The 26494-nt window shown below is 63.7% G+C and carries 28 protein-coding genes and 1 tRNA gene; 15 read left to right on the top strand and 14 right to left on the bottom strand.

What is annotated here, in order from left to right; all coding sequences use genetic code 11:
- The first annotated feature begins 70 nt into the window (after window positions 1–70).
- Window positions 71–958 carry a LysR family transcriptional regulator gene (locus CAG46_RS21090; RefSeq protein WP_085618039.1) on the top strand — a complete coding sequence of 296 codons (888 nt, stop codon included), beginning with the start codon at window positions 71–73 and terminating at the stop codon, window positions 956–958.
- On the opposite strand, the gene CAG46_RS21085 is transcribed toward CAG46_RS21090, so the two are convergent.
- Window positions 946–1728 (bottom strand): AraC family transcriptional regulator, encoded by a 783-nt coding sequence (locus CAG46_RS21085; RefSeq protein WP_085618037.1) that lies wholly within the window; start codon window positions 1726–1728, stop codon window positions 946–948. The two genes, CAG46_RS21090 and CAG46_RS21085, sit on opposite strands and share 13 nt — an antisense overlap.
- A gap of 379 nt (window positions 1729–2107) precedes the next feature.
- On the opposite strand from CAG46_RS21085, the gene CAG46_RS21080 reads away from it, so the two are divergent.
- The 5 genes from CAG46_RS21080 to CAG46_RS21055 all read left to right on the top strand — a co-directional run bounded on the left by CAG46_RS21080 (window position 2108) and on the right by CAG46_RS21055 (window position 8777).
- Entirely contained in the window at window positions 2108–3724 is a 1617-nt protein-coding gene (locus CAG46_RS21080) for an APC family permease (RefSeq protein WP_085618035.1), read from the top strand.
- Window positions 3725–3872: 148 nt separating this feature from the next.
- Window positions 3873–4799 (top strand): 4-hydroxyproline epimerase, encoded by a 927-nt coding sequence (locus CAG46_RS21075; protein WP_085618033.1) that lies wholly within the window; start codon window positions 3873–3875, stop codon window positions 4797–4799.
- A 45-nt stretch (window positions 4800–4844) separates the two neighbouring features.
- Complete coding sequence (locus CAG46_RS21070) at window positions 4845–5792, top strand: dihydrodipicolinate synthase family protein (protein ID WP_013973780.1); 948 nt, start codon at window positions 4845–4847, stop codon at window positions 5790–5792.
- 157 nt (window positions 5793–5949) lie between these two features.
- Entirely contained in the window at window positions 5950–7527 is a 1578-nt protein-coding gene (locus tag CAG46_RS21060; RefSeq protein ID WP_085618030.1) for an aldehyde dehydrogenase (NADP(+)), read from the top strand.
- 2 nt (window positions 7528–7529) lie between these two features.
- Window positions 7530–8777 carry an FAD-binding oxidoreductase gene (locus CAG46_RS21055; protein WP_085618028.1) on the top strand — a complete coding sequence of 416 codons (1248 nt, stop codon included), beginning with the start codon at window positions 7530–7532 and terminating at the stop codon, window positions 8775–8777.
- Window positions 8778–8911: 134 nt separating this feature from the next.
- Here the strand turns inward: CAG46_RS21055 and xenA are convergent, their stop codons facing one another.
- The gene (gene xenA / locus CAG46_RS21050) at window positions 8912–10003 is read right to left on the bottom strand and encodes a xenobiotic reductase XenA (protein ID WP_025340240.1); all 1092 of its coding nucleotides are present in this window, start codon (window positions 10001–10003) and stop codon (window positions 8912–8914) included.
- A 50-nt stretch (window positions 10004–10053) separates the two neighbouring features.
- On the opposite strand from xenA, the gene CAG46_RS21045 reads away from it, so the two are divergent.
- Entirely contained in the window at window positions 10054–10389 is a 336-nt protein-coding gene (locus CAG46_RS21045; protein ID WP_025340241.1) for a helix-turn-helix transcriptional regulator, read from the top strand.
- Window positions 10390–10537: 148 nt separating this feature from the next.
- Here CAG46_RS21045 and CAG46_RS21040 read toward each other — a convergent pair whose 3' ends face one another.
- From CAG46_RS21040 to CAG46_RS21025, 4 genes are all read right to left on the bottom strand, one after another.
- Complete coding sequence (locus tag CAG46_RS21040; RefSeq protein WP_085618026.1) at window positions 10538–11179, bottom strand: metalloregulator ArsR/SmtB family transcription factor; 642 nt, start codon at window positions 11177–11179, stop codon at window positions 10538–10540.
- The gene (locus tag CAG46_RS21035; protein WP_085618024.1) at window positions 11179–11823 is read right to left on the bottom strand and encodes a hypothetical protein; all 645 of its coding nucleotides are present in this window, start codon (window positions 11821–11823) and stop codon (window positions 11179–11181) included. The genes CAG46_RS21040 and CAG46_RS21035 overlap by 1 nt, the downstream gene beginning before the upstream one ends.
- Before the next feature lie 260 nt (window positions 11824–12083).
- Window positions 12084–13721 carry a malate dehydrogenase (quinone) gene (gene mqo / locus CAG46_RS21030; RefSeq protein ID WP_075046052.1) on the bottom strand — a complete coding sequence of 546 codons (1638 nt, stop codon included), beginning with the start codon at window positions 13719–13721 and terminating at the stop codon, window positions 12084–12086.
- 328 nt (window positions 13722–14049) lie between these two features.
- Window positions 14050–14241 (bottom strand): YhfL family protein, encoded by a 192-nt coding sequence (locus CAG46_RS21025; RefSeq protein WP_085618022.1) that lies wholly within the window; start codon window positions 14239–14241, stop codon window positions 14050–14052.
- A 257-nt stretch (window positions 14242–14498) separates the two neighbouring features.
- Here CAG46_RS21025 and CAG46_RS21020 point away from each other — a divergent pair, with 257 nt between their 5' ends.
- From CAG46_RS21020 to CAG46_RS21000, 5 genes are all read left to right on the top strand, one after another.
- Window positions 14499–15116, top strand: a complete 618-nt coding sequence (locus tag CAG46_RS21020; protein ID WP_085618020.1) for a LysE family transporter — start codon at window positions 14499–14501, stop codon at window positions 15114–15116.
- Window positions 15117–15433: 317 nt separating this feature from the next.
- On the top strand, window positions 15434–15697 hold the full coding sequence (locus tag CAG46_RS21015; protein WP_025340251.1) for a hypothetical protein: 264 nt from the start codon (window positions 15434–15436) through the stop codon (window positions 15695–15697).
- A gap of 136 nt (window positions 15698–15833) precedes the next feature.
- Entirely contained in the window at window positions 15834–16106 is a 273-nt protein-coding gene (locus CAG46_RS21010) for a DUF3077 domain-containing protein (RefSeq protein ID WP_025340252.1), read from the top strand.
- Window positions 16107–16445: 339 nt separating this feature from the next.
- On the top strand, window positions 16446–16754 hold the full coding sequence (locus CAG46_RS21005) for a type II toxin-antitoxin system RelE/ParE family toxin (RefSeq protein WP_085618018.1): 309 nt from the start codon (window positions 16446–16448) through the stop codon (window positions 16752–16754).
- Window positions 16751–17101 (top strand): addiction module antidote protein, encoded by a 351-nt coding sequence (locus tag CAG46_RS21000; protein ID WP_085590631.1) that lies wholly within the window; start codon window positions 16751–16753, stop codon window positions 17099–17101. The genes CAG46_RS21005 and CAG46_RS21000 overlap by 4 nt, the downstream gene beginning before the upstream one ends.
- A 97-nt stretch (window positions 17102–17198) precedes the next feature.
- Here CAG46_RS21000 and CAG46_RS20995 read toward each other — a convergent pair.
- The 5 genes from CAG46_RS20995 to dapA all read right to left on the bottom strand — a co-directional run bounded on the left by CAG46_RS20995 (window position 17199) and on the right by dapA (window position 20904).
- Window positions 17199–17288 (bottom strand) — tRNA-Ser (locus tag CAG46_RS20995).
- Between the two features lie 91 nt (window positions 17289–17379).
- Window positions 17380–18090 carry a phosphoribosylaminoimidazolesuccinocarboxamide synthase gene (gene purC / locus CAG46_RS20990; protein ID WP_004375217.1) on the bottom strand — a complete coding sequence of 237 codons (711 nt, stop codon included), beginning with the start codon at window positions 18088–18090 and terminating at the stop codon, window positions 17380–17382.
- 30 nt (window positions 18091–18120) lie between these two features.
- The gene (locus CAG46_RS20985) at window positions 18121–18879 is read right to left on the bottom strand and encodes an MBL fold metallo-hydrolase (protein WP_012273748.1); all 759 of its coding nucleotides are present in this window, start codon (window positions 18877–18879) and stop codon (window positions 18121–18123) included.
- The gene (bamC, locus tag CAG46_RS20980) at window positions 18880–20001 is read right to left on the bottom strand and encodes an outer membrane protein assembly factor BamC (protein WP_004375223.1); all 1122 of its coding nucleotides are present in this window, start codon (window positions 19999–20001) and stop codon (window positions 18880–18882) included.
- A 15-nt stretch (window positions 20002–20016) separates the two neighbouring features.
- On the bottom strand, window positions 20017–20904 hold the full coding sequence (gene dapA / locus CAG46_RS20975) for a 4-hydroxy-tetrahydrodipicolinate synthase (RefSeq protein ID WP_025340253.1): 888 nt from the start codon (window positions 20902–20904) through the stop codon (window positions 20017–20019).
- Between the two features lie 259 nt (window positions 20905–21163).
- On the opposite strand from dapA, the gene CAG46_RS20970 reads away from it, so the two are divergent.
- Window positions 21164–21724 (top strand): glycine cleavage system protein R, encoded by a 561-nt coding sequence (locus tag CAG46_RS20970; RefSeq protein WP_013973793.1) that lies wholly within the window; start codon window positions 21164–21166, stop codon window positions 21722–21724.
- Window positions 21725–21735: 11 nt separating this feature from the next.
- The gene (locus CAG46_RS20965; protein ID WP_085618016.1) at window positions 21736–22209 is read left to right on the top strand and encodes a peroxiredoxin; all 474 of its coding nucleotides are present in this window, start codon (window positions 21736–21738) and stop codon (window positions 22207–22209) included.
- A 114-nt stretch (window positions 22210–22323) separates the two neighbouring features.
- Here the strand turns inward: CAG46_RS20965 and CAG46_RS20960 are convergent, their stop codons facing one another.
- Together CAG46_RS20960 and CAG46_RS20955 are read right to left on the bottom strand one after the other, a co-directional pair.
- Window positions 22324–23394 carry an AI-2E family transporter gene (locus CAG46_RS20960; RefSeq protein ID WP_015271461.1) on the bottom strand — a complete coding sequence of 357 codons (1071 nt, stop codon included), beginning with the start codon at window positions 23392–23394 and terminating at the stop codon, window positions 22324–22326.
- Window positions 23395–23413: 19 nt separating this feature from the next.
- Window positions 23414–23653 carry a sulfurtransferase TusA family protein gene (locus CAG46_RS20955; protein WP_004375233.1) on the bottom strand — a complete coding sequence of 80 codons (240 nt, stop codon included), beginning with the start codon at window positions 23651–23653 and terminating at the stop codon, window positions 23414–23416.
- Between the two features lie 122 nt (window positions 23654–23775).
- On the opposite strand from CAG46_RS20955, the gene CAG46_RS20950 reads away from it, so the two are divergent.
- Entirely contained in the window at window positions 23776–25212 is a 1437-nt protein-coding gene (locus CAG46_RS20950) for a M48 family metalloprotease (RefSeq protein WP_025340255.1), read from the top strand.
- Between the two features lie 109 nt (window positions 25213–25321).
- Here the strand turns inward: CAG46_RS20950 and nadA are convergent, their stop codons facing one another.
- Window positions 25322–26380 carry a quinolinate synthase NadA gene (nadA, locus tag CAG46_RS20945; protein ID WP_003254747.1) on the bottom strand — a complete coding sequence of 353 codons (1059 nt, stop codon included), beginning with the start codon at window positions 26378–26380 and terminating at the stop codon, window positions 25322–25324.
- Between the last annotated feature and the right edge of the window lie 114 nt (window positions 26381–26494).

Below are 26494 nucleotides of genomic sequence, written 5' to 3'. Positions count from 1 at the left end.
TACCGACTGATCAATGACATCTATCGCAGACGTGGGTTAAGGTCTGCATAACCCGATACCAGGCACTTCCATGGACATCAAGCAGCTCAAATTCCTCATCGCGCTCGACCAGACACGCCACTTCGGCCAGGCGGCGGCGCTATGCCATATCACCCAGCCGACGCTGTCCATGCGCCTGCGCAACCTGGAGGACGAACTGGACCTGGTGCTGGTCAAGCGCGGCCAGCGCTTCGAAGGTTTCACCGAGGCCGGCGAGCGCATCCTGGCCTGGGCCCGTACCCTGCTCGCCGCCCACGACGGCCTGCAGGCCGAGGCCGCCAGCTGCCGCGGCCAGGTGGTCGGCAGCCTGCGCCTTGGCACGGTGCCGCTGGCCAGCTTCAACCCCATGCACCTGCTGCTGCCGCTGCGTGAAAAATACCCCGAGCTGCACTTCCAGATCAGCTCGCTCAGCTCGGAACAGGTCATCGACGGGCTCAGCCGCAACCAGCTCGACCTGGGCATCTGCTACCTGGACCAGGTCAACACCAGCTTCTTCGAAGTGATCGAACTTGGCACCACCACCATGGGCCTGCTGCACGATACCCGGCACTTCAAGTTCACCAGCGACACCCTGCGCTGGGACGAGCTGGGCGACATTCCGCTGGGCCTGCTGAGCAAGGGCATGCACTACCGCCAGTCGCTGGACCTGAGTTTCCGCAGCCGTGGCCTGGAGCCGAATGCGGTACTGGAAAGCGACTCGAGCTTCCAGCTGATCCAGGCCATCAACACCGGCATGTGCTGCGCGGTCATGCCGCTGGGCTGCGGCCTGGAAGACCTGAGCGAGCACCTGCGCATCCTGCCGGTGGCCGACGCCGCCATCCACAGCCCTGTCGGCCTGCTGCTACGCCGCAGCGAACCGCGTTCGGCAATTGCCGAGCAGTGCTTCGATGAGGCGAAGGCGCTGTTTCAGGCCAACTGATCGCTGGTTGCCTGGCGGTACTGGCGCGGGGTGAAGCCGGTCAGTTGCTTGAACTGGCGGCTGAAGGCGCTGTGGTCGGTATAGCCGCAGCACATCGCCACTTCAGTGATCGGCAGTTCCGAGTGCAGCAAACGGTGGGCGTGCTCCAGGCGCGCCTTGTGGATCATCTGCCGTGGCGTGAGGTGGAACACCCGCTTGCAGTAGCGCTCCAGCTGGGCCACGGAAATGCCGGCGATACGGGTCAGCTCGCCCATGCTGATCGGCTGGTGAAAATGCCGACGGATGTGCTCGTCCACCGCCGCCAGGCGCTGGTAGGCGGGGTGGCTGTCGGCGGCTGACTGCAAGTCGACCGAGATGCCGACCAGGCCGATGATCTCGCCGGCCTGGTTGTACAGCGGGCGCTTGTGGGTCAGGCACCAGCCAGGCTCTCGGCTGCCGTACAGGTGCAGCTCCAGCTGGTCTTCCAGCACCAGGCCTTCCTTGAGAACGCGACGGTCCTGCTCGGTGTAGCCGGGGCCCAGCTGTGCCGGGAACACTTCGGCACTGGTCTTGCCCAGCAGCGGTTGCAGGCGCTTGAGGCCACAGCGCTGGACCAGGGTGTTGTTGGCCAGCACATAGCGGGCGGCCGGGTCCTTGATGAAGATCGCGGCGTTGGGGATGGCGTCGAGGATCGGCAGCAGCAGGGACACACCGGCGAGCAGGGCCTCGAGGTTGGCGGGGCGGTGCTGGTCGAGGGACTGGTACAGGGTTGCCAGGGGGGTGTTGGCCATCTGCTCTATCTCGGTTTGCTGTGCCGGCCTCTTCGCGGGTAAACCCGCTCCCACAGGTATCTCCGCAGCTTTCGAGGGCTGCGCAGTACATGTGGGAGCGGGTTTACCCGCGAAGAGGCCGGCACAGCGAGTAAATGTCTACAACCCTTATGCGGTATGGCTTACAGCCTATCCACCGCCCTTCCATCCCACCACTGTTTTTTTGCAACTGTGCCGATTTCGTCATCCCCCCTGCAGAAAACCATCAAGAACCGCCGCCCCGATCGGTCCACTCTATGCCCCACGCAAGCCGCCCCAAGTCCTACAAGAGCGCGGCCCAAAAAGCCGCATCTCGTGACATCAGACCTGCCTATCCAATAACCAACAAAAAGGCGAACCCATGTCAGGCAAATTCAAAAAACAGTTGTCATTGCTGGACCTCACCTTCATCGGCCTAGGCGCCATCTTCGGCTCCGGCTGGCTGTTCGCCGCCAGCCACGTCTCGGCCATCGCCGGCCCGGCCGGCATCCTGTCCTGGTTCCTTGGCGGCTTCGCCGTACTGTTGCTGGGCATCGTCTATTGCGAACTGGGCGCCGCCCTGCCACGTGCCGGGGGCGTGGTGCGCTACCCGGTGTACTCCCACGGCCCGCTGCTGGGCTACTTGATGGGCTTCATCACCCTGATCGCCTTTTCCAGCCTGATCGCCATCGAAGTGGTCGCTTCGCGCCAATACGCCGCCGCCTGGTTCCCCGGGCTGACCAAGGCCGGCTCCAGCGACCCGACGGCACTCGGCTGGCTGGTGCAGTTCGCCCTGCTGGGGCTGTTCTTCTTCCTCAACTACCGCAGCGTGAAAACCTTCGCCAAGGCCAACAACCTGGTCAGTGTGTTCAAGTTCATCGTGCCGCTGCTGGTGATCGGCGTGCTGTTCACCTTCTTCAAGCCGGAAAACTTCGAGGTCCAGGGCTTTGCCCCGTTCGGTCTGTCCGGCGTTGAAATGGCGGTATCGGCCGGTGGCATCATCTTCGCCTACCTGGGCCTGACGCCGATCATTTCGGTGGCCAGCGAGGTGAAGAACCCGCAACGCACCATCCCCATCGCGCTGATCCTCTCCGTACTGCTGTCCACCGCGATCTACGCCCTGCTGCAACTGGCCTTCCTCGGCAGCGTGCCGACCGAAATGCTGAGCAACGGCTGGGCCGCGGTGACCAAGGAACTGGCCCTGCCCTATCGCGACATTGCCCTGGCCCTGGGTGTGGGCTGGCTGGCCTACCTGGTGGTGGCCGACGCGGTGATCTCGCCCAGCGGCTGCGGCAACATCTACATGAACGCCACCCCGCGCGTGGTCTATGGCTGGGCGCAGACCGGCACCTTCTTCAAGTACTTCACCCGTATCGACGCCGAGTCCGGCATCCCGCGCCCGGCGCTGTGGCTGACCTTTGGCCTGTCGGTGTTCTGGACCCTGCCGTTCCCGTCCTGGGAAGCGCTGATCAACGTGGTTTCCGCCGCCCTGGTACTGAGCTACGCCGTGGCCCCGGTCACCGTCGCCGCCCTGCGCCGCAACGCCCCCGACATGCCGCGCCCGTTCAGGGTCAAGGGCATGGGCGTGCTCGGCCCGCTGTCGTTCATCATCGCCGCGCTGATCGTGTACTGGTCGGGCTGGAAGACCGTGTCGTGGCTGCTGGCCCTGCAGATCTTGATGTTCGTGCTGTACCTGCTGTGCGGCCGCTTCGTGCCAACCCAGCACCTGTCGCTGGCCCAGCAAGTGCGCTCGTCGGCGTGGCTGATCGGCTTCTACGCGGTGACCATCCTGCTGTCGTGGCTGGGCAGCTTCGGCGGCCTGGGAGTACTCGGCCACCCGTTCGACACCGTGGTCGTGGCCGCTTGCGCGCTGGGCATCTACTACTGGGGCGCTGCCACCGGCGTGCCTGCCCACCTGGTGCGCCTGGAAGGTGAGGACGAAAGCGAAGCCAGCCATGAACCTCTGGTAGGCCAGCGCCCGGCTGCACTGGCTCCGTAACGGCTACTGGCCCTATCGCCGGCAAGCCGGCTCCCACAGGGTCCGCGCTGACCCAGAGGCCGATGCAGTACCTGTGGGAGCTGGCTTGCCGGCGATGAGGCCCGCACAAACAGCACAAGACTTGGCTGATCAAAGAATGGACAAGCTCATGAAACAGATTCACGTCATCGACTCGCACACCGGCGGGGAACCGACCCGCCTGGTGATGAAAGGCTTCCCGCAACTGCATGGCCGCAGCATGGCCGAGCAGCGCGACGAGCTGCGCGAGCTGCACGACCAGTGGCGCCGCGCCTGCCTGCTGGAACCGCGTGGCAACGATGTGCTGGTCGGTGCGCTGTACTGCCCACCGGTATCGGCCGACGCCACTTGCGGGGTGATCTTCTTCAACAATGCTGGCTACCTGAACATGTGCGGCCACGGCACCATCGGCCTGGTCGCCTCGCTGCAGCACCTTGGCCTGATCGCACCGGGCGTGCACAAGATCGACACCCCAGTCGGCCAGGTCAGCGCCACCCTGCATGAAGACGGCGCCATAACCGTCGGCAACGTGCCGTCCTACCGCTACCGCCGGCAGGTGCTGGTGGACGTGCCCGGCCATGGCCTGGTGCGTGGCGACATCGCCTGGGGCGGCAACTGGTTTTTCCTCGTCTCCGACCACGGCCAGCGCATCGAGCTGGGCAACCGCGAGGCGCTGACCGAGTACACCTGGGCGATGCTCAAGGCCCTCGAAGCCCAGGGCATCACCGGTGAAAACGGTGCCCCCATCGACCACGTCGAACTGTTCGCCGACGACGCCAACGCCGACAGCCGCAACTTCGTGATGTGCCCCGGCAAGGCCTACGACCGCTCGCCCTGCGGCACAGGCACCAGCGCCAAGCTGGCCTGCCTGGCCGCCGACGGCAAGCTCGACGAAGGCCAGACATGGGTACAGGCCAGTATCACCGGCAGCCAGTTCCAGGGCCGCTACGAGCGCGACGGCGAACGCATTCGCCCGTTCATCACCGGCCGCGCCTACATGACCGCCGACAGCACCCTGCTGATCGACGAACAGGACCCGTTCGCCTGGGGCATCTGACCCCGGCTTTTTCCAAAAAATCGAATATCGCGAGGAGTGACAACAATGACCAACAACATCTTCACCGGCACCATGCCCGCCCTGATGACCCCCTGCACCGCCGAGCGCAAGCCGGACTTCGACGCCCTGGTGCGCAAGGGCCGCGAGCTGATCGAGGCCGGCATGAGCGCCGTGGTGTACTGCGGCTCGATGGGCGACTGGCCGCTGCTGACCGAAGCCGAGCGCCAGGAAGGTGTAGCGCGCCTGGTGGCCGCCGGCATCCCGACCATCGTCGGTACCGGCGCGGTGAACACCCGTGAGGCGGTATCCCACGCAGCCCACGCGGCCAAGGTAGGCGCCGCCGGCCTCATGGTCATCCCCCGCGTGCTCAGCCGCGGCGCCTCGCTGATTGCCCAGAAGCACCACTTCTCGGCCATCCTGGCAGCCGCGCCGAAGCTGCCGGCGGTTATCTACAACAGCCCGTACTACGGCTTCGCCACCCGCGCCGACCTGTTCTTCGAACTGCGCAGCGAGTTCCCCAACCTGATCGGCTTCAAGGAGTTCGGCGGTGGCGCCGACCTGCGCTACGCCGCCGAGCACATCACCTCCAAGGATGACGACGTGACCCTGATGGTCGGCGTCGACACCCAGGTGGTGCATGGCTTCGTCAACTGCAACGCCACCGGCGCCATCACCGGCATCGGCAACGCTCTGCCGCGTGAGGTGCTGCACCTGGTGAGCCTGAGCAAGCAGGCGGCCAAGGGTGATGCCAAGGCCCGCCGCCTGGCGCGTGAGCTGGAGGCGGCGCTGGCGGTGCTGTCGTCGTTCGATGAAGGCTGCGACCTGGTGCTCTACTACAAGCACCTGATGGTGCTGAACGGTGACAGCGAATACAGCCTGCACTTCAACGAGACCGACGTGCTGACCGACGCCCAGCGCAACTATGCCGAGCAGCAGTACGCGCTGTTCCGCAGCTGGTACGCCAGCTGGTCGGCTGAGCAGAACCTGGCCTGATCACCTGATTCCAGGCCGAGCCGCAGCCCCTGTGGGAGCGGGTTCACCCGCGAACACCGGCGAAGCCGGTGCCAGGCACCGAGTCGCCTGCTTCGCGGGTAAACCCGCTCCCACAAGGGCCGCGGTCTCCCTTGATATTGATTCCAAAGGAGGCTCCATGACCCTCACAGGCAACCTGCTGATCGGCCAGACGCCGGTAACCGGCAGCCGCGACGCCATCCGTGCCATCGACCCGGCCACCGGCCAGGCGCTGGAACCGGCCTACCTCGGCGGCACCGGCGAACACGTGGCCCAGGCCTGCGCCCTGGCCTGGGCGGCGTTCGATGCCTACCGCGAAACCTCGCTCGAGCAACGGGCACAATTCCTCGAAACCATCGCCACGCAGATCGAAGCGCTGGGCGATGCCCTGATCGATCGCGCCGTGGCCGAAAGCGGCCTGCCCAAGGCGCGCATCCAGGGCGAACGTGGCCGCACCTGCACCCAGCTGCGCACCTTCGCCCGTGTGGTGCGGGCCGGCGAATGGCTGGACGTGCGGGTCGACAACGCCCTGCCTGAGCGCCAGCCCCTGCCGCGTGCCGACCTGCGCCAGCGCCAGGTGGCCCTGGGGCCGGTGGCGGTATTCGGCGCCAGCAATTTCCCATTGGCCTTCTCGGTGGCCGGTGGCGACACCGCCTCGGCCCTGGCCGCCGGTTGCCCGGTGGTGGTCAAGGCCCACGGCGCCCACCCGGGCACCAGCGAGCTGGTCGGCCAGGCAGTGGCAAAGGCCGTGAAGCAGTGCGGCTTGCCGGCCGGTGTGTTTTCGCTGTTGTACGGCTCCGGTCGTGAAGTGGGCATTGCGCTGGTCAGCGACCCGCGCATCAAGGCCGTTGGCTTTACCGGCTCGCGCAGCGGTGGCATTGCGCTGTGCCAGGCGGCCCAGACACGCCCGGAGCCGATCCCGGTGTACGCCGAAATGAGCTCGATCAACCCGGTGTTCCTGTTCGACACCGCCCTGCAAACCCGCGCCGAGGCACTGGCACAAGGCTTCGTCGCCTCGCTGACCCAGGGTGCCGGCCAGTTCTGCACCAACCCCGGCCTGGTGATTGCCCGCCAGGGGCCGGCGTTGCAGCGTTTCATCGACGCCGCCAGCGAACACGTGCGCCAGGCTGCGGCGCAGACCATGCTCACCCCGGGCATCTTCAGTGCCTACCAGGCCGGTGTCGGCGCCCTGGCCGCAAACGCCAATGCCCAGGCCGCCGCCAGTGGCCAGGCCGGCCAAGGCCCCAACCAGTGCCAGGCGCAGCTGTTCGTGACCCAGGCCGAAGCGTTCCTCGCCGACCCGGCGTTGCAGGCCGAAGTCTTCGGTGCGGCGTCGCTGGTGGTGGCCTGCGCCAACGATGAGCAAGTGCGCCAGGTGGCCGAGCATCTGGAAGGCCAACTGACCGCCACCCTGCAACTGGACGAAGCCGACATCGCCAGCGCCCGCGCCCTGCTGCCGATCCTTGAGCGCAAGGCTGGCCGCATCCTGGTCAATGGCTGGCCGACCGGTGTAGAGGTATGCGACGCGATGGTCCACGGCGGGCCGTTCCCGGCCACCTCCGATGCACGCACCACCTCGGTGGGCACGGCGGCGATCCTGCGCTTCCTGCGCCCGGTGTGCTACCAGGACTTCCCCGATGCCCTGCTGCCGCAGGCGCTGAAACACGGCAACCCGCTGCAACTGCGGCGCCTGCTCGACGGTAAACGGGAAGGCTGAGCATGGTCGAAACCGCTGAAACCGATATCGCCGTGGTCGGCGCCGGCATTGTCGGCGTTGCCTGCGCCCTGCAACTGGCCCGCCAAGGCCGCCGGGTAACCCTGGTGGACCGCCAGGCACCCGGCCAGGGCGCGTCCTACGGCAACGCCGGGCACCTGGCCACCGAGCAGGTATTCCCGATTGCCGACCTGTCGATTCTCAAACGCCTGCCGCGCATGCTGCTGGACCCGATGGGCCCGCTGCGCCTTGACTGGAAGTACCTGCCCAAGGCCATGCCGTGGTTCACCCGCCTGCTGCTCAACCTGCGCCCGGGCCCGTTTCAGCGCAGCGTGGCCGGCATCCGCACGTTGAACGAAGGCAGCCTGGGTGCCTGGCAACGGCTGCTGGGTTCGATCGGGCGCAGCGAACTGTTCCAGGAAGATGGCTCGTTGCTGGTGTTCGAGCGGCCGGAGTCGCGCCAGGCCCTGGAGGCCTTGCGCGCCCGCATGCAACAGCAGGCGGTGCCGGTGGACTTCTGGTCGGCCGACACCGTGCGCGAGGCGGCGCCGCAACTGAGCCCGTCGTTGCAGGGTGGGCTGTTCTTCCCACGTACCGGGCACTTCATCGACCCCTACCGGGTGGTGTGCGAACTGTTCGAAGCGGCCAAGGCCAGTGGCGTGCGCTTTGTACAGGCGCAGGTCGATGGCGGACGGCTGCACAGCGGCGGGGTCAGCCTGGCCAGCGACCAGGGCAAGCTCGAGGCCCACCAGGTGCTGATCAGTTGTGGCGCGCATTCTGCGCGGTTGACCGGCGTGCTGACCGGCAAGCAGGTGCCACTGGACACCGAGCGCGGCTACCACCTGATGTTGCCTGGCGAGCATCAGCGTTTGCCGTTTGCAGTCACATCGCTGGAGCGCAAGTTCATCATGACGCCCATGGCCGAGGGCTTGCGCCTGGCCGGCACGGTGGAATTCGCCGGGCTGGACGCGCCGCCGAGCATGCAGCGGGCGTGGCAGTTGCACCGCTTGAGCAAGGGGTTGTTCCGGAGGGACCTGAGTGTTGAGGGAGCGACGCCGTGGATGGGCTTCCGGCCTTCGTTGCCAGATTCGTTGCCGGTGATCGACCGGGTGTGTGATGGGCGGGTGCTGTTGGCGTTCGGGCATCAGCACCTGGGGTTGACCCAGGCGGCGGTGACGGCGGAATGGGTGGGGCGGTTGGCCGAGCGGGCCGGTGGACCGGAGATGGGGGCTTACCGGTTGGATCGGTTCTAGATTCGGGGGCCGCTGTGCGCCCCATTCGCCGGCAAGCCAGCTCCCACAGGTACCGCATAGACCTCAAGCCCTGTGCGGTACCTGTGGGAGCTGGCTTGCCGGCGATTGGGCTGCAAAGCAGCCCCTTTTATGCCTCAGCGATAACGCTCGAGCCAGTGCGCATACGGTGCCGGCAAGGTCCAGGAGGCTTTCTCCACGCCCAACTCCTTGGCCGCAAAGTAAGCCCAGTGCGGGTCTGCCAGGTGCGCACGCCCTACCGATACCAGGTCCAGCTGGTTGGCCTGCAGCGCCGCTTCCGCCAGTTGCGGCGTACCAAAACCCCAAGCCGAGGTCACCGGCAGCTTCGCCTCACGACGCACGCGCTCGGCAATCGGCCCCATGAACGCCGGGCCCCATGGGATCTTGGTGTCGGGAATGGTGAAGCCGACACTCACGCTCAGCAGGTCGAGGCCGCCAGCCTTGAAACGGCGCGCCAGTTCGATCGACTCTTCCAGGGTCTGCTCATCGCGGCCGTCGTATTCCAGCACACCAAAACGCGCGGTCAGTGGCAGGTTCTCTGGCCATACCTCACGCACCGCTGCCAGGGTTTCCAGCAGGAAGCGGCTGCGGTTGTCAAAGCTGCCACCGTAGGCGTCGGTACGCTTGTTGGAGTGTTCGGAGAAGAAGCTCTGACCCAGGTAGCCATGGGCAAAGTGCAGTTCGATCCACTCGAAACCGGCATCGCGCGCACGGCGGGCGGCATCGACGAAGTCCTGCTTGACCCGGGCGATGTCGTCCAGGGTCATCTCGCGCGGCACTTGTGGCAGGTGCGCGCCGAAGGCGATGGCGGACGGGGCGATGGTTTCCCAGCCGCGGGCGTCGTCGGCGGCAATGTGGTCGTCACCTTCCCACGGGCGGTTGGCGCTGGCCTTGCGCCCGGCGTGGGCAATCTGGATACCCGGCACGGAACCGGCGGCCTTGATTGCCTGCACCACCGGCACGAAAGCCTGGGCGTGGGCGTCGCTCCAGATACCGGCGCAACCGGGGGTGATGCGCCCTTCCGGTGCCACGGCAGTGGCCTCGACCACCAGCAAGCCGGCACCGCCACGGGCCAGGCCGGCCAGGTGCACGTGGTGCCAGTCGTTGATCATGCCGTCCTCGGCCATGTACTGGCACATCGGCGGAATGGCAATGCGGTTGCGCAGGGTGACGTCCTTGAGGGTATAGGGTTCGAACAAGGCGGACATGAGCAAGCTCCCGGGCTGTCTGATTACGATAGTTCGATCATAATCGAACTATGGCAATTAATGATAGCCCCGTTATCATGACGACCATGCGAGCCTATCAACATCCCAACTCTGAAGACCTTACCTTGGAACGCCTGCTCTATGCCCTGAGCGACCCGGTGCGCCTGGGTATCGTGCGCCACCTGGCGGGCGTGGCCGAAGCCAGCTGCGGCGAGCTGGACGGCGGCCGGCCGAAGTCGAGCATGTCCCACCATTTTCGCGTGCTGCGTGATGCGGGGTTGGTGCATACCCGCAATGTGGGGACTACCCATATGAATTCGTTGCGTAGCGAGATGCTGGGGGAGCGGTTTCCCGGGTTGCTGGACTGCATTCTGCGCCAAGTTTGATCTGCCAGGCTGACACGGTCCTTGTAGGAGCGGCCTTGTGTCGCGAAAGGGGCGCGTAGCGCCCCAAGATTTTCAGCTTCGCCGCTCAAATTGCCGGGGCCGCTTTGCGGCCCTTTCGCGACACAAGGCCGCTCCTACACTGACCGCATCAGCCTGCAGGTTTGGAATGGACAGCAGGGTTAATTTTGCCAAGGGCAAACCGGCACACCTGCCCTCCCCTGAGCATGCACTCCTCATGGCTGACCTCGGCCCCACCCAAGGCCCCGATCAGCGCCAGGTCCAGCTCGCACACCACCGGGTGCGCCTTGGCCAGGTGATGGAACACGCAATTGTGCGCAACGATCTGCGGCTCGCCCCCCGAGCGGAAGAACACCTGAGCCTCGTACCCGGCATTGTTCATGTGCTCGACGATGCGTGCTTCATCCACCACTTGATGCTCCAGGTCCGCCGCCAGCTTGCGCCCCAGCTGGCGCATCAGCGCCAGCAACGCCTCCTGCCCCAGCAAGCCGGCCACTTCCGCAATCAGCAGGTTGGCCAGCAACGGGTACTGCCGCGGGAACAGTTCGCGGGCCTGTTCGGTCAGCTCGTGCAACTGCTCCGGGCGTCGCCCGGTCGGCCGGGTAGCGCCACGCTTGACCAGGCCGTCGCGCTCCAGCGCTGCCAGGTGCTGGCGCACCGCCGTGCGGGTGATGGCCAGGGCCTGCGCCAGGTCGTCGATGCTCATGCCGGCCGGCTGGAGCAGCAACGCATGGAGCAGGTCCTGTTGGGTACGGCCCAAGCCTTCGAGCATCAGAATTTGTCCGGGAACTGTTTGATCAACGCCGCAGCCAGGGCGTCGGACAGGGTCAGGATATGCTCGCGCATCATCGCCCAGGTGCGCGCCTCGCCCACGTAGTCAGCGGCCGCCAGCTGGTCGATCTGGGCCACGTGGTGCCCGCCGTGGGCGCTGAGCAGCGTCAGCAGGGTCGGTTCGGGCAGGTTCGGGTTGGCCTTGGCCAGGAACGCAGCGATGCCCTTGGCATTGCTGGTCAGCTCATTGACCGCGGCTTGCTGGCCTTTTTTGTCCTTGGCCACGGTGGCGTCGCTGTAGTGCTTGATGGCTCCCCAGTGGCCGGCCAGCAGTTTCAGCAACTGATCGGCGGCGGGCTGGCCGTACAGCGGGGCAATGCTATTGGCGATCCTGGTAGCGTCGGTAACCACCTCCTTGGCAGCGACTTCAGCCTCCTTGGCGTTGCCGGCCTGGTTTGCGACAGCATAGTTGCGCACCCAGAAGATGTGCTCGACCCAAAGGTCGCGCAGGGCCATGCGCGTGGTCATTGCAGCAGATTTGGCGGGTTTGGCGGCGGGGGTTTCGCTGGAGTAGGAGTAGCTTTGGCTCCATGCCGGCTGGGCGCACAGGGCGAGCAGCAGTAAGGCGGCAATCTTGATGTTCATGACGGCACCCTCCTGGAGGGGGATCGACTGACAAGATTAATTTAAGCATCAAAATATGTTTTTATTGAGGCTGAGCTGGGTTTCCGATCAGTGGTTTCCTGAACTGGCCTCTTCGCGGGTAAACCCGCTCCCACTGGGATAGCGCCAAGCCTGTGGCCAGTGCGGTCCCTGTGGGAGCGGGTTTACCCGCGAAAGGGCCGGAACCGGCAACAAAAAAGCCACGAGGTCTCCCCCGTGGCTTCTGTCACAACAATGGCCGCTTACAGCGCCATGTCATTCTCAGGCTTGCTCTCGACCGGCTGGCTCGGTGCAACCGTGGTGCCGACGCTTTCGTCGATCACCGGTGGCTTCTCGAGCTGCAGCACTTCAGCGGTGTAGTTCCACTCTTTCTGGGTGGCCGCCGCCGAGTCGTTCAGCTTGGTGCCGTAGCTCGGCACGATCTGCTTGATCTTGGCCTGCCACTCAGGGGTAGCGACCTTCTCCTTGAACACGGTTTCCAGCACGTTCAGCATGATCGGTGCCGCAGTCGAAGCACCTGGCGATGCACCCAGCAGGCCGGCGATGGTGCGGTCTTCGGAAGCGACCACTTCGGTGCCCAGCTTCAGCACGCCGCCCTTCTCGGCATCACGCTTGATGATCTGCACGCGCTGACCGGCCTGCCACAGGCGCCAGTCTTCCTTCTTGGCATTCGGGAAGTAGGTGCGCAGGGCTTCGAAACGGTCGTCGTCAGACAGCATCAGCTGGCCAGCGAGGTATTCCACCAGCGGGTACTGATCGATGCCGACCTTGGTCATCGGCCACACGTTGTGGGTGGTGGTGCTGCTCAGCAGGTCCAGGTACGAGCCGTTCTTCAGGAACTTGGTCGAGAAGGTGGCGAATGGGCCGAACAGGATCACGCGCTTGCCATCCAGCACGCGGGTGTCCAGGTGCGGAACCGACATGGGTGGCGCACCGGTCGAGGCGATGCCGTAGGCCTTGGCCATGTGCTGCATGGCCACGGTCGGGTTCTCGGTCACCAGGAACGAGCCGCCCACCGGGAAGCCTGCGTATTCCTTGGCTTCAGGAATGCCCGACTTCTGCAGCAGCTTCAGCGCGCCGCCGCCGGCACCGATGAACAGGAACTTGGCGTCAGTGGCCGATTCGCTACCGTCCTTCAGGTTCTTGTACTCGACGTGCCACGAGCCGTCCTTGTTGCGGGTGATGTCCTGCACTTCGCTGGACAGCTTCAGGTCGAAGTTTTCCTGGGTTTTCAGGTGGCCGACAAACTGGCGGGTGATCTCGCCGAAGTTGACGTCGGTGCCGATTGGCGTCCAGGTCACGGCCAGCTTCTGGTTAGGATCGCGGCCTTCCATCATCAGCGGGACCCACTTGGCGATCTGCGCGTGGTCCTCGGAGTACTGCATCGGGCGGAACAGCGGGCTGGCCTGCAATGCGTCGTAACGCTTCTTCAGGAACTTGATGTTGTCATCGCCCCACACGAAGCTCATGTGCGGCGTGGTGTTGATGAACGAATGCGGGTTCTTCAGCACGCCCTGGCGGACCTGCCACGACCAGAACTGACGGGAGATCTGGAAGGCCTCGTTGATTTCGATGGCCTTGGTGATATTGACGTTGCCGTCCTTGTCTTCCGGGGTGTAGTTCAGCTCGGCCAGCGCGGAGTGGCCGGTACCGGCGTTGTTCCAGCCGTTGGAGCTTTCTTCGGCCACGCCATCCAGGCGCTCGACCATTTCCATCGACCAGCTTGGCTCCAGCTCGTGCAACCACACGGCCAGGGTCGAGCTCATGATGCCGCCGCCGACCAGCAGCACATCTACTTTCTTGGTTTCTGCGGCGTGCGCTTGCATGACGCTTGCAGCGACAGCCAGACCCAGCAAGGTCTTGCCAGCTTTCTTGAACATTGATCGATTCCAGTCAGGAGAACAGGGGGTGGGCCTGTGGCTGGCCCAAGTAAAGCATGTTCTGCAGCGCAGGCTTGTTGTTGATCATTGTTCAGCAGCCAGAGAACCAGAAAACGACTCGGCCTTTTGTCGAATTGACCGACAAGGCTGAATCGTTTTTCCGATTGTAGCTCAAATGCCAGCACAAACAAATTGCCACCCGGAGCGTCAAGGCGACGGGTTGCCTCAGTGGCAGATTGTCACGCGGAAAAACAAAAAACCCCGATCACGTAAATGACCGGGGGCCTTGGATCACGCCGCAAGCGTCGCGATCAGGGTACCGCCAAGATTACTGCTGCTGAGGCAGCTTATCGATCGGGCCGCAGCCACCGATGATCTTGGAGATGGAAACCGAAGGGTGGAACAGGTAGTCGTAGGTGCAGTTTTTCGGCTGGTTGTAAACCTGGCCAGTGCAACCCGACAGCAGGGCAACACCCGAAACGACAGCAACGGCAACGGCAGCCTTGAACAGCTTTTTCATACTAAGTCCTTTAAATGAATCATCTTCGGCCATCATTCTGATGGCGGCGGGATGATACAGAACCTAGGCATTGGATCCAAGTCGCAAAGTGCACTGGCTGGTTGCACGTGTGCAACAACAAGTTGCCCTTGTAGGAAATTTCTCGCACTTCTGAAAATTCAGAGCTTGCTACCAATTTCCTGGTAGACGGTTGAAAAGCGGGCCGGTGGCGACGATAGTCTTGAGCTCTGCCTACGCACCACCAACAGGAGTTCCCCATGCTCGGCGTCACCGACTACGGCGCGTTCGTCATCGCCTTCATCATCGTCCTGGCCATCCCCGGCCCGGGCAACTTCGCCCTGATCACCGCCACCGGCAAGGGCGGGATCACGGCCGGCATGGCCGCGACCTGCGGGGTGATCCTGGGTGACCAGGTGCTGCTGTGGCTGGCGGTGGCCGGCGTTGCCACCCTGCTGGCGGCCTACCCTGCCGCCTTCCACGTGGTGCAGTGGGCCGGTGCTGCGTACCTGGCCTACCTGGGCCTGCGCATGCTGCTGAGCAAACCCGGAGGCGCGCCGCGGGCCAGCCGCATGGACAACGGCCAGTACCTGCGCCAGACCATGATGATCACCCTGCTCAACCCCAAGGCGATCATGTTCTACATGGCGTTCTTCCCGCTGTTCGTCGACCCGGTGAAGCACCAAGGGCTGGTGACCTTCGGCTTCCTCGCGGCGACAGTGGCGGTGGTGACCTTCCTGTACGGGTTGATTGCCGTGGTGCTGACGCACCAGTTGGCCGAGCGCATGCGCGCCAATCCACGGATTGCCAATATGTTCGAGCGGTTGGCGGGGGCTTGCCTGGTGGGGTTCGGCATCAAACTGGCGGCAATGCGCTGAAGGCCCCCGGTCCTACAGCTGAAACTCAGAATTATCCCCTTCCCTGTAGGCCATTTCCCAAACATACTGCCAACCCGCTCAAACTGTTGCGACGGATTGGGTCGCGCTCTAGTCTCGGCTTGTCGTTTCAAAATCAACGACCGGCTTTGACAGGCCGACGATTTCCCGCACACGTGCACTGTTTATGGCGGCTGTACGTGGGGCACCTCGTGTGCGCCGAGTTACTCCGGGATCCTCGGTCTGTCAACCCATGTACAGCTGCCACCCTCTTGTTTGACAGCAAGCTTGCGGCAGCTCCAATGATCCTGGAGATGTGTATGCGCAAGATGGTCCCCGATCCACCCCACTCCCTCGATTCCACCCAGGCTCTGCAAGACACCCTGGTCCAGTCCTCAGAGTACGTACTCTGCGCCCTGTTCGTGGCCCGCCAATCCGTGCAACTCAAACCCACAGCCCCGAGTTCGATCGTGATGCAGGCCGTGATCCATGAAATGGAGGCGGTACAGGGCCTGGTCGAGTCGGCATTGATGCAATTGCAGATGCAGGCCCATTTACCGGCTGAGCCACGAACTTTGCACTAGCAGGCCTGGCCTCTTCGCGGGCACGCCCGCTCCCACAAGGGTAATCATTGCCCTCAAGTACTGCGCCGTACCTGTGGGAGCGGGCGCGCCCGCGAAGAGGCCGGCCCAGACACCCAAGATTCCAGGGAGAAAAACAATGCCCACCGACGACACAAAGCAACCCACCACAGTCGGCAAGACCTGCTTCTACCAAGGCGAAAACAACACCCACCCGCTGTTCCGCATCGAACCCGGCATCCCCTGCCAGGACGCCCGCGAACAGGCATCCGAACTGATGGGCTACGTCCGCGACCTGATCATCACCGGTTTGATGGATGGCGACCAGAAGCTGATCTGGGCCTCGCATTACCTGAGTGCGATGGCCAAGGCGCTGTTGGATGATGCTGAATTGGGGATGATGAAAAAATAAGAAAAAAGAAGCCCTTGGAAACGCAAAACACCCAGGGGCTTCATTCATCGCATCTCGTCGCGATCACTCCCAAATACGCTCCGGCCCCATGCGGTAATGCGACCTCTTCCATCGCGATGTAGTCCATTTCCCAAACAAACATCAAACCCGCTGTATTCGTTGCCAGTGCACAGCCCGCACCTTAGCCTCGTCTCTTCATCGCCATTCAGACCAACGCAGGAAGGCGATCGTCGGGCTAGGCGCAACCAACCATTGCGTAATGGCCTCCACCTCGTTTCCGCAGGACCACTCGGTCACTCATTCATCGACAAGGAGTAGCCACTAGGCTACATTTAATGCATGCCGAATCAGATCGACACAACGTCTGAATTTGAAGATTGGCTGGATGGCGTAAAAGACCCAATCGGCAGAGGTGCTGTCACCTCAAGGATTGCCAGAGCCGAAAATGGCAGCTTCGGTGATATCGAATCGGTTGGCGATGGTGTCAGTGAGATGCGCGTGTTTGTCGGCCCCGGATATCGAATCTACTTCGTACGAACGGGCCCAACCCGCTACCTGATGCTCTATGGCAGCGATAAAACGGATCAACACAGAGCCATCAAACGAGCCAAGGAAATCCTTGATGCAGTACGAGGTAAAAAACGATGAGCGACAAGTCCACCCCTGAAGACATGCCAATCCTTGATCTGGACTTGAGCAATACCAAACGATTCGAGGCATCCCGGTTTCTCGACAGCCCAGAAACCATCGCAGCATTTCTCGCAGAGGCTATGAAGGCTAACGATGCTCAAATCCTGATGCATGCCCTGGGTGAAGTGGCAAAAGCCAAGGGCGTGAACCAGTTTGCGCAAGACGCTGGCGTCAATCGCGAGTCTCTCTACAAAACTTTGAAGGGCGGCGATAAAACCCGATTTTCTACAATTCAGAAGCTGATGCTTGCCTTGGGCGTAGAACTCACCGTCAGGCCGCTCAAGAAGCTCCCCGCGTCTTCATAGACTCGCCCGCGCAATTGGGATGCTCGCTACAAACAACTTCGCGCCACACAACGAAAAAGCCCCTGGTAACTTTCGTTCCCAGGGGCTTCATCTTGTATGGCGGAGAGATAGGGATTTGAACCCTAGGTACTGTTGCCAGTACAACGGATTTCGAATCCGTCCCGTTCGACCACTCCGGCATCTCTCCAATGCCGCGCATCATACCAGCGTTCTTTTAAAACGCAAACCTTTTTTTAAAAAAAATCGCGTTGTATCAGGCGCTTGCGTGAACGTGCCGCTTACAGCGGCACGCCCAGGCGCTTGGCAACTTCTTCGTAGGCTTCGATCACGTCGCCCAGGCCCTGGCGGAAGCGGTCCTTGTCCATCTTCTTGCGGGTCTCTTTGTCCCACAGGCGGCAGCCGTCCGGGCTGAACTCGTCGCCCAGCACGATCTGGCCGTGGAATACGCCGAACTCCAGCTTGAAGTCGACCAGCAGCAGGCCGGCGTCATCGAACAGCTTGCTCAGCACTTCGTTGACCTTCAGCGACAGCTTTTTCATTTCGGCCAGCTGCTCGGCGGTGCCCCAGCCGAACGCGACAACGTGGGATTCGTTGATGAAGGGATCGCCCTTCTCGTCGTTCTTCAGGAACAGCTCGAAGGTGGACGGCTCCAGCTTGATGCCCTCCTCCACGCCCAGGCGCTTGACCAGGCTGCCGGCGGCGTAGTTGCGCACCACGCACTCGACCGGGATCATGTCCAGCTTCTTCACCAGGCACTCGTTGTCGCCCAGCAGCTTGTCGAACTGGGTCGGCACGCCGGCTTCTTCCAGTTTCTGCATGATGAAGGCGTTGAACTTGTTGTTCACCATGCCTTTGCGGTCGAGCTGTTCGATACGCTTGCCGTCGAACGCCGAAGTGTCGTTACGGAACAGCAGGATCAAGCGGTCGGCGTCGTCGGTCTTGTAAACCGATTTGGCCTTGCCGCGGTAGAGTTCGTCGCGTTTTTCCATGATTGGGCTCCGCTTGCTTGAGGTGTTGGGCTAGGCGATTTCGCGCCAGTCGAGCCCGTGTTCCTGATTCGCCACCTGGAGCCAGTCCGGGTCGCACCCAAGGGTGTCGACGAAGCACTGGCGAGCCAAGTGTGGCAGGTTGTTCTTGCTGCTGAGGTGGGCCAGCACCAGGTGTTGCAGGTTGCTCCAGCCCAACTCGTGCACCAGGCGCGCGGCCTGGTGATTGTTCAAATGCCCTTGCATGCCACCCACCCGCTGCTTCAGGAAAGCCGGATAGTGACCGCGTGCCAGCAGGTCGCGGCAGTGGTTGGCCTCGATCAGCAGTGCATCCAGGCCCTGATAACGCTCCAGCAGCAGCGCGTCGTACGAGCCCAGGTCGGTCAGCATGCCGAAGCGCCGCTGACCGTCGCTGACCACGTACTGCAGCGGCTCGTAGGCGTCGTGCTCGACCCGCGCCGCGGTCACTTCCAGGCTGCCGATACGCAGGCTTTCGCCACAAGCGAGAAAACCGGCCACCTCCACCGGCTTGCGCATGCCGCGCAAGGTCCCCTGGCTGAGGTAGACCGGTACATTGTAGCGCCGTGACAGCAAGCCGACTCCATGCACGTGGTCGGCATGTTCGTGGGTGACCAGAACCGCACTGAGCTGGGCAGCCGACACGCCGAGCAGCGCCAGGCGCCGCTCGGTCTCGCGCAGGGAGAACCCGCAATCGACCAGGATGAACGTGTCACCACTGGCGATCAGCGTGCCGTTTCCCTGGCTGCCGCTTCCGAGTACCGCGAAGCGCACTTAGCCCAGGTGGTCCTGAATGGCGCTCAGCACGCGGCGGGCGACATCGGCCGGGGCCACGGTGTTGATGTTCTTCTCGACCGTGACCTGCACGCTCTCACCCACCTTGCTCAGGCGAACCTGGTAGCGCTCGGCACGGGCTTCACGCTCTTCCTTGGTAGGCTCGCTGCCGAACATGCGGCCGAAGAAGCCAGGCTGGTTCTGCTTGTCTTCAGGCTTTTCAGACAGGTTGATGTAGTACAGGCCCAGGCTGCGGTTGATGTCCTCGACACGCCACTCGCCACCCTGCTCCAGGGCACGGCCCACGCTGGACCAGGCGCGGTCCAGGTCGGCGCCCAGGTACAGCACCGGGTTGCCGCTGCCGTCTTCGCTCAGGCTGACGCGGCTTGGCGCGTCGAAATCGCGCGCGGCCAGCAGCGATACCGAACCGCCCTTCTCGGCGCTGCGGTTCATGCTGGCAAGCATTTCGTCGACCAGCAGGGCATCGGCACCGGTGTTGCTGGAGGTGGACGGGAAATCGGGCTCGGCAGTGCTGCCGGCCGGGCGCTCGACGCTGACCACATACACCTCGGAGGTGTTGCGCTGCACGCCAGGCTCCATGCGTACACGCACGCGCACTTCGCTGTCAGCGCTGCTGGCAGTGCTGGCCAGGCGCTGGCCGAGCGAAGCCGACAGTTCGTCGAAACGCTGCCAGGTGGTGTTGAATTCACCGGTCTGCGGGCGCTCTTCGGCGATGCGGAAACCGTTGTCCTCGAAGAACTGGCGAGCCACCGGCCATACCTCGGCCGGCGAATGCTGGGCCAGCACCCAACGGCTGCTGCCGCTGCGCTGCAGGCTGTAGTCGGTAACCTGGGCGGCGCCACCGGTCATCGGTTGCGGGCGCGGCACCTCGAACTCGCCGGTGGCGCTGTCGTCGGCGACGTTGCGCGGGATCGGCAGCAGCGGGTCAAGGCGCTTGACGTTGCTGGCGTCCGGCGGCAGCTGCATCGGCGCAGTCGGGCGCGCCTGCAGGTAATCGCTGCCGCGGTCGCGGAAATAGCCATCCTCGCCCCACAGCCAGCCACACCCACTGGTGCTGGAGATGATCAGGGCAAGGGCGGAAAGACCAGCCAGTCGCTTCATGCGGTGTACTTCCTCTTAAACCAGTACGCCGGACTGGCGCAAGGCAGTACGGACTTTTTCGTGGCAGCCTTCGCTCAGCCAGGTCAGCGGCAGGCGAATGCCTTTGTGCATCAGGCCCATTTCGACGAGCGCCCATTTCACCGGGATCGGGTTGGACTCGCAGAACAGGTCTTTGTGCAGCGGCATGAGTTTTTCGTTGATTGCGCGGGCCTTCTCGGCATTGCCCTCAAGGGCGGCCTCGCACAGGTCGGCCATTTCGCGCGGGGCGACGTTGGCGGTGACGGAAATGTTGCCCTTGCCGCCCATCAGGATCAGCTCGACGGCGGTCGGGTCGTCGCCGGACATGACGATGAAGTCTTTGTCGACGCCATCGAGGATGGCCTTGGCGCGTACCAGGTCGCCGGTGGCTTCCTTGATACCGATGATGTTCTTGACCTTCGACAGGCGGATCACGGTATCGGCCTGCATGTCGCAGGAGGTGCGGCCGGGTACGTTGTAGAGGATCTGCGGGATGTCGACGGCTTCGGCGATGTGCTTGAAGTGCTGGTACAGGCCTTCTTGCGTCGGCTTGTTGTAGTACGGCACTACCAGCAGGCAGGCGTCGGCGCCGGCGCTCTTGGCGTTCTGGGTCAGGTGCACGGCTTCGGCAGTGGAGTTGGCCCCGGTACCGGCGATGACCGGGATGCGGCGGGTGCTGCGCTTGACGCGCTCGACCACGTGCTTGATGACCAGGATGTGTTCTTCGACATCCAGCGTGGCGGACTCACCGGTGGTGCCGACAGCGACGATCGCATGGGTGCCGTTTTCCAGGTGGAAGTCTACAAGTTTGTCGAGGCTTTCCCAGTCGAGACGCCCTTGTGCATCCATGGGAGTGACCAATGCCACCATACTGCCCGCAATCATGTAACTGCTCCTGCCGGAAAAAGAGAGCGGTAATGGTACTGGGGGCATCGGCCTTGCACAAGCGAAGCAGGCGGGCGGAGCATTCCCCTCGGCGCCTTATTTCGCTACCCTTGATGCTTTGATCGGTGCAGCGCGGCCCGCCGGGCCGTCGACCTTGCTCCCCGCCAGCGTCCACGACCTCGCATGCGAGCCCCGGGCCCTGCCGACAGGAGGCTTTCGCCCGTCCTGTGCCGACCGCTCATCGCTTTAGGAATGCTGCATGTCCACCCCCACCGTCCGCGAACAATTCCTTGTCATCAGTGCCCTGGGCCCCAACCCCATGGAGCTGGCCAACGTCCTCAGCCGCGCTGCCTTCGAAAACCGCTGCGCGGTGGTCACCTCGCGCCTGAGCCGCCACGGCGAGACCAGCGCCCTGGTACTGCAGGTAGGTGGCAGCTGGGACGCCCTGGCGCGCCTCGAAGCCATGCTGCCGGGCCTGGGCAAGAAGCACGGCCTGACCCTGGACGTGGTGCGCAGCGCCGACCAGGAAGTGCGCCCGCAGGCCCTGCCCTACGTGGCCTACGTCAGCGCCGCCTACCGGCCGGACATCATCAACGAACTGTGCCAGTTCTTCCTCGACCACCGCGTCGAGCTGGAAGCCATGACCTGCGATACCTACCTGGCACCGCAGACCGGCAGCAGCATGCTCAATGCCCAGTTCACCGTGATTCTGCCGGCCGGCACCCAGATCAGCTGGCTGCGTGACCAGTTCCTGGACTTTGCCGATGCCCTGAACCTCGATGCGCTGATCGAGCCATGGCGTCCACAGAACCCAATGTAAGGAAACCGACCATGGCCGTAGCACTCGACCAACCCGTTGCCGACTTCGAGGCCCTGGCCACCAGCGGGCAAACCGTCAGCCTGGCCGAGCTCAAGGGCCGGCAAGTGGTGGTGTACTTCTACCCGAAGGACAGCACCCCGGGCTGCACCACCGAAGGCCAGGGTTTCCGTGACCAGCACGATGCCTTTGCCGCAGCCAACACCGTGGTGTTCGGCGTGTCGCGCGATGGCATCAAGTCGCACGAGAACTTCAAGGCCAAGCAAGGCTTCCCGTTCGAACTGATCAGCGACAAGGACGAAGCCCTGTGCCAGCTGTTCGATGTGATCAAGCTGAAGAAGCTGTATGGCAAGGAATACATGGGCGTTGACCGCAGCACCTTCCTGATCGACAAGGACGGTGTGCTGCGCCAGGAATGGCGCGGGGTGAAGGTGCCCGGGCATGTGGATGCAGTACTGGCTGCTGCCCAGGCCCTGAACAAGGCTTGAGATCGTTGGGGGCGCTTTGCGCCCCTTTCGCGACACAAGGCCGCTCCTACAGGAAATCGCGTATCCCTGTAGGAGCGGCCTTGTGTCGCGATGGGCTGCAAAGCAGCCCCAAAATTACAGCATCGGTGACACACTAGGCTCCTGCCGCGGCCAGGCATCCAGCACGGCCTTGATCAAGGTCGCCAGCGGGATGGCAAAGAAGATCCCCCAGAACCCCCACAACCCGCCAAACAGCAACACCGCGCAGATGATCGCCACCGGGTGCAGGCTCACCGCCTCGGAGAACAGCAGCGGCACCAGCACGTTGCCGTCCAGCGCCTGGATGATCGCGTACACCGTCATCAGGTAGATGAACTGGTCACCCCAGCCCCACTGGAACAGTGCGATCAACGTCACCGGCACGGTCACCACCACCGCGCCCACGTAAGGCACCACCACCGACAGCCCCACCAACAGCGCCAGCAACGCGGCGTAGTTGAGCCCCAGACTGATGAAGGCGATGTAGGTGGCGATGCCGCAGATCAGGATCTCGATGCCCTTGCCGCGGATGTAGTTGGCGATCTGCCGGTTCATCTCGCTGCCCACCCGGTTCAGCAGGCTGCGTTGGCGTGGCAGGTAGCCGCTGACCCAACGGCCGATCAGTTCGCGGTCCTTGAGAAAGAAAAACACCAGGATCGGCACCAGCACCAGGTAGATCATGGCGTTGACCAGCAGCGGCAGGCTCGATAGCGAGAAGGTCAGCGCCCACTGGCCGAACTTGCCGATTTCCCCGCGCACCGACTCGATGGCATGCAGCACCTGCTCGTCCGACACCAGGTGCGGGTAGCGCTCGGGCAACAGCAACAGCAGCGACTGCCACTTGCCGAGCATGCCCGGCAGTTCGTTGAACAGGGTGATCAACTGGTGCCACAGCAGCGGCACCAGCACCAGCATGAACACCGCCAGCGCGCCCATGAACAGGGCGAACACCAGCATCACCGCCAACCGGGTGGGTACCCGCAAGCGCTCCAGGGCATTGACCAGCCCCTGCATCAGAAACGCCAGCACCATGCCCGCCAGCACCGGCGCAAGCATGCCACCCAGGGTGAGTACCGCAGTAAAAGCCAGGAACAACAGGACCGCCAGCACCACCGCTTCCTCATCGGAGAAGTAGCGCTGCATCCAGTCGCGAAGCACTTTGAACATTGACGATCCTTGGAAAGACTCAGGCCTTGCGCAGCCAGTAAGTGTAGGTACCGGCCTCGGCCGTTTCCCGCAGCAGGGTATGACCGGCCAACTGGGCGAAAGTGCGGAAGTCGCGCTGGGAGCCGGCGTCGGTGGCAATTACCTTGAGCACCGCGCCGCTGGCCAGGCGGTTGAGCTCCATCTTGGCCTTCAGCAGCGGCAAAGGGCAATTCAGCCCGCTGGCGTCCAGTTCGGCGTCACAGGTCAGGGTTTCACTCATTGCGGGGCTCTCCAAAGGCATTGCCAGGCTGTATCTGGATTTGGCCGGCTAGGATAGCGCCACTGGTCGCCAACGTGTGAGCCCGCTACAGTAGGTATCTTTGACCGACGCGAGCTTCATGCATGAATCTACTGCGCCCTACCCTGCTGACGCTGGCCTGCCTGTTGGCCCTTCCCGGCCATGCTGACGACCTGCCATCACTGGGCGACGCCAGTTCCGCGATCGTCTCGCCACAACAGGAGCACCAGCTCGGCCGTGCCTGGCTGAGCCTGCTGCGCGGCCAGGTCAACCAGCTCAACGACCCGCAGCTGAAGGACTACGTCGAAACCAGCGTGTACCGCCTGGCCGAAACCAGCCAGCTGCAGGACCGCCGCCTGGAATTCATCCTCATCGATAGCCGCGAGCTCAACGCCTTTGCCGCCCCCGGCGGCATCGTCGGGGTCAACGGCGGGCTGTTCCTCAACGCCCAGACCGAAGGCGAGTACGCCTCGGTACTGGCCCACGAACTGGCGCACTTGTCGCAGCGCCACTTCGCCCGCGGCGTAGAGGCCCAGCAGCGCATGCAACTGCCAATGATGGCAGCGCTGCTGGCCGGTATCGTGCTGGCGGCCGGTGGCGGCGGTGATGCCGGTATCGGTGTGATCGCCGGCACCCAGGCAGCGGCGATCCAGGAGCAGCGGCGCTTCTCGCGGCAGAACGAACAGGAAGCCGACCGCATCGGCATCCAGAACCTGGAAAAAGCCGGCTACGACCCGCGCAACATGCCGACCATGTTCGAGCGCTTGGCCCGGCAGTACCGCTACGACGCCAAGCCGCCGGAGTTCCTGCTGACCCACCCGGTAACCGAATCGCGTATCGCCGACACCCGCAACCGCGCCGAGCAGGCCCCCAAGGGCGGCGTCGAGGACAGCATGCGTTACCAGCTGATCCGTGCCCGGGTGGCGCTGACCTACGAAGGCACCCCGGGGCTGGCGGCCAAACGCTTCCGCGCCCAGCTGGACGAAGACCCCAAGCTGGACGCCGCGCGTTACGGCCTGGCCCTGGCGCAGATCAAGGGCGGCCAGCTGAACGAGGCGCGTGAACTGCTCAAGCCGCTGCTGGCCAAGGCACCCAACGACATTACCTACAACCTGGCGCAGATCGACCTGGACATCACCAACAACCGCCTGGCCGACGCGCAGCAGCGCGCCGAACGCATGCAGGGGTTGTACCCGGGCAACTACCCGCTGAAGCAAGTGCGTGCCGATCTGCTGGTGAAGCTAAACAAGCCCGCCGAGGCGGAAAAGGTGCTGAACGAACTGGTGAAGAGCCGGCCGGATGACCCGGACGTGTGGTACGACATGGCCGAAGTGCGAGGCCTTTCGGGCAATACCATTGGCTTGCACCGGGCGCGGGCCGAGTACTTCACCCTGGTGGGCGATTTCGACCAGGCCATCCAGCAGCTGGATTACGCCAAGCGCAGGTCGGGTGGGAACTTCCCGCTGGCGGCACAGATTGACCAGCGCCAGCGAGAGATCATGGAGCAGCAGCGCATGGTTCAGGAAATGATGGGGCGCTGAGGGCCCTTTCGCGGGTAAACCCGCTCCCACAGGGACCGCACCGCCCGTGAGCGCTGCGCTGTACCTGTGGGAGCGGGTTTACCCGCGAAGAAAGCGACGCGGTCCGGCGTCAGGCGTTACCGGACAATTTCAGGCGCGCTGCCTGGGTAAAGTCCAGCATCCGGTTCAGCGGCTTGATCGCCTTCGGCACCAGCGCCGGGTCGACAAAGATCTCGTTCGTGCCATTACGCAGGCAATCCAGCACACGCTCCAGGGTGTTCATCGCCATCCACGGGCAGTGCGCGCAGCTGCGGCATGCCGCGCCGTTACCGGCGGTGGGGGCTTCGACGAACTCCTTGTCCGGGCACAGCTGCTGCATCTTGTAGAAGATGCCGCGGTCGGTGGCGACGATGAAGGTCTTGTTCGGCAGGGTCTGGGCAGCCTTGATCAGCTGGCTGGTGGAGCCCACCGCATCGGCCAGCTCGATCACCGCTTCCGGCGACTCGGGGTGCACCAGAATCGCCGCATCCGGGTACAGCGCCTTCATGTCGGCCAACTGGCGCGACTTGAACTCTTCGTGAACGATGCAGGCACCGTCCCACAGCAGCATGTCGGCACCGGTTTGCTTCTGGATGTAACGCCCCAGGTGCTGGTCCGGGCCCCAGATGATGGTTTCGCCGTTGTCCATCAGGCTTTCGACGATTTCCAGGGCGCAGCTCGAGGTCACCACCCAGTCGGCGCGGGCCTTCACGGCAGCGGAAGTATTGGCGTAGACCACCACGGTACGCTCGGGGTGCTGGTCGCAGAAGGCCGAGAACTCTTCTACCGGGCAGCCCAGGTCGAGCGAGCAGGTGGCCTCCAGGGTCGGCATCAGCACGCGCTTTTCCGGGGTGAGGATTTTCGCTGTTTCGCCCATGAAGCGCACACCGGCAACGATCACGGTTTCGGCCGGGTGGTTCTTGCCGAAGCGGGCCATTTCCAGCGAGTCGGACACGCAGCCGCCGGTTTCTTCGGCCAGCGCCTGGATGACCGGGTCGCAGTAATAGTGGGCGACCAGCACGGCGTTCTGGGCCTTGAGCTCGGCAGCGATGGCCGCACGGTATTCGGCCTCCTGCTCGGCTGTCAGCGGGTTTGGCTGCTTGGCGTCGAGGTGGGCCTGAACCAACAGGCGTTCGGAAATCTGGGTCATGATCGCTGGACCTGCAGGCGCGTGCGCGCGTCAAATCGAGTGTATCACCCGGCCCTGACAGATCGGCTAAGGGTGCCGGACGGCACGAAGGCCGCCACGGCCCTCTGCGGGCGC

This window comes from Pseudomonas sp. B23(2017), assembly GCF_002113725.1.
Taxonomy (GTDB): domain Bacteria; phylum Pseudomonadota; class Gammaproteobacteria; order Pseudomonadales; family Pseudomonadaceae; genus Aquipseudomonas; species Aquipseudomonas putida_Z.
Note: the sequence above shows the minus strand (reverse complement) of the source record. Positions and strands in the feature narration are given on the sequence as shown.